The 2760-nt window shown below is 78.6% G+C and carries 3 protein-coding genes; all 3 read right to left on the reverse strand.

Annotated features, from left to right (window positions below):
- Nucleotides 1–565, reverse strand: a 565-nt coding sequence (locus AOK23_RS43885; RefSeq protein WP_055717917.1) for a hypothetical protein, incomplete at its 3' end; no start/stop codon positions are given.
- Nucleotides 562–1416 (reverse strand): type II secretion system F family protein, encoded by an 855-nt coding sequence (locus AOK23_RS43890; protein WP_055717918.1) that lies wholly within the window; start codon nucleotides 1414–1416, stop codon nucleotides 562–564. The genes AOK23_RS43885 and AOK23_RS43890, both read right to left, overlap by 4 nt.
- Nucleotides 1400–2593 (reverse strand): TadA family conjugal transfer-associated ATPase, encoded by a 1194-nt coding sequence (locus tag AOK23_RS43895; RefSeq protein ID WP_055717919.1) that lies wholly within the window; start codon nucleotides 2591–2593, stop codon nucleotides 1400–1402. Before AOK23_RS43895 ends, AOK23_RS43890 begins: the two co-directional genes overlap by 17 nt.
- Nucleotides 2594–2760 lie beyond the last annotated feature (167 nt).

Raw genomic sequence — 2760 nt, forward strand, 5'->3', positions numbered from 1 at the left:
GGAGGCGGGCCAGCGGGCCGGCCCCGGGGAGGGCGGCCAACGCGCGCCACGCGTCCGCCGGTTCGCCCCCGAGGCGGGCCTCCGCCGCCCCTCTGGCCAGTCGCTCCCCCACCGGCCCGCCCAGGGCCTCACCGACGGCCTGGGCGGCCACGACGGGGCTCGCCCCGGCCGCGATGCAGGCGGCCAGCAGATCGGCCGCGAGGGGCAGTTGCCGGGCGGCTTCCGCCGCGTCGAACGCCTCCGTCGACCGGCCGTCCGCCTTCCTGGTCCGCCGTAGCCACTGCCAGACCCCCGTACCGGCGGCGAGCCCCAGCGCCAGCCCCGGGAGGCCGCCGATCACCACCCACCCGGCGCACACCCCGCCGACGACCGGCAGCCAGCGCCGTACGGCGCCTCGCAGGGCGAGGGGCCGTCGGGGCGGAGCGGCGGCCAGGGCCAGGACGGCGTCCAGCCGGGCGAGCAGGCGCCGTCGGCGCCGCGCGGCGGCCAGCCACCGGGCGGGCCACCACAGGCCCACGAGGACGCACAGGGCCACCCCCAGCCTGTGGACGACTTCCTCGTTCATGCCGCCTCCGCTCCCCGTACGATCCGCAGCGCCCACCACAGGCCCGCGCCCTCCAGCACCACGCCGACCACCAGACAGCCCAGCCCGGCCGCGCTGTGCAGCACCACGTGCAGCGGGTCGGCGCCGAGTGCGGTGCCGAGCAGCAGGCCCAGCACCGGGAGCCCGGCGAGCATCACCGCCGTCGAGCGGGAGCCGGCCAACTGGGCGCGCAGGTCCGCCCGCTGGTCCCGCTCGGCGCGCAGGGCGCCCTCCAGGCGTTCGAGCCCGGCGGCGAGGCCCGCGCCCCGGTCGACGGCCACCCGCCAGCACGCGGCGAGCCCCAGCAGTCCGTCGGCGCCCGGTTGCCGCGCCGCGTCGGCGAGCGCGCCCGGCACGTCCCCGCCGAACCGGGCCGCCGCCAGCACCACCGCCTGCGCCTCGCCGAGCCCGCCCGAGTCCCGTGCGGCCCGCAGCAACGCCTCTCCCGGCTGCCGTCCGGCCCGCACCTCCCCGGCGAGCGCCGCGCACAGCGCGACCACGGCTTCCCCGCGCCGCTCGCGGGCCCGGCGTTCCTCCGCCGCCCGCCGCACCCGTCGCAGCAGCGGCACCCCGGCCGCCCCTGCGAGGACCGGCAGCACGGAGGCCCCCAGCACCCCGAGGAACAGCCCCGCCACCGGCGCCCACCACTCGAACCCGAGCCGCCGCACCCGGCCGACCACCCTCTGCCAGGGCGGTGGTCCGATCGCCCCGCCCCCGGCCAGCAGGGACCGGGCCCGTCGAGCGACGCTGTCCCGGCCGCCGCCCACCATCCAGGCCGCCGCCCCGGCACACACCAGGGCCACGCCGGCCGACGCCTCATCGACCCCCGTCATAGGACCCGCTCCCTTCCCGCAGCTCGCCCCGGAGCAGCCCCCGCAGCCGCTCCCAGCCCCGCTCGTACACGAACGCCTCCGCGCCCCATCGCAGCGCGGGCACCGTCACGACCAGCCCCGACGCGTCGCGCTCCAGCACATGGATCTCGGCGATCCGGCGCCGCCCGTCCCGGTCCCGCACCAGGTGCAGGACCACCGACAGCGCGGCCGCCAGTTGGCTGTGCAGCGCGGCCCGGTCGAGCCCGGCGGCCGTCCCGAGCGCCTCCAGCCGGGCCGGTACCTGTCCGGCCGCGTTGGCGTGCAGGGTGCCGCAGCCGCCCTCGTGGCCCGTGTTCAAGGCGGCCAGCAGAGACACGACCTCGGGGCCGCGGACCTCGCCGACGACCAGCCGGTCGGGGCGCATCCGCAACGCCTGCCGCACCAGGTCCTGGAGTTCGACGAGGCCGACACCCTCCTGGTTGGCCGATCTGCCCTCCAGGCGCACCACGTGCGGATGGTCGGGCCGCAGCTCCGTCGAGTCCTCGGCGAGCACGATCCGCTCACCCGGGTCGACCAGGCCGAGAAGCGCGCTCAGTAGGGTCGTCTTGCCGGTGCCCGTGCCGCCGCTGATGACGTACGACAGCCGGGAGCGGATCAGTGCCCGCAGCACCCGGTCGCCGCCCGGCGGCACCGTGCCCGCCGCCGCCAGTTCGTCGAGCGTGAACGCCCGGGGCCGGACGACCCGCAGGGACAGGCAGGTGGAGCCCACCGCTACCGGGGGCAGTACCGCGTGGAGACGGGTGCCGTCGGGGAGCCGCGCGTCGACCCACGGCCGGGCGTCGTCGAGGCGGCGTCCGGCGACGGCCGCCAGGCGCTGCGCGAGCCGCCGTACGGCAGCCGCGTCCGGGAATGAGATCCCGGTCAGCTCCAGGCCGCCACCGCGGTCCACCCACACCCGGTCGGGCGCCGACACCAGCACGTCGGTCACCGACGGGTCGGCGAGCAGCGGCTCCAGCGGTCCGCTCCCCACCAGCTCCGACCGCAACCGCTCGGCCGCCCCGAGCACCTCGGCGTCCCCGAGCACCCTGCCGCGCTCCCGCAGCGCCTGCGCCACGCGGGCCGGCGTCGGCTCGGCCCCGCTCTCGACGAGCCACTGCCGCACACCGTCCAGAAGCCGGTCGTCGAGCACCCCGCTCACCCGCCCTCACCTCCGCTCCACGTCGTCCCGCGCCCGATGCGCGGGCCAGATGCGTCGCGCCGCCGTACCGCGCCCCACACCGCGAGCCCGGCGCCCGCCGCTCCTCCATGCACGCCATCTCCCCACGCCCCCTCACCGAGCGCTCGGTTCCAGCTCCACCCCCGCAG

Origin of the sequence: Streptomyces torulosus (genome assembly GCF_001419765.1) — a bacterium.
GTDB lineage: Bacteria > Actinomycetota > Actinomycetes > Streptomycetales > Streptomycetaceae > Streptomyces > Streptomyces torulosus.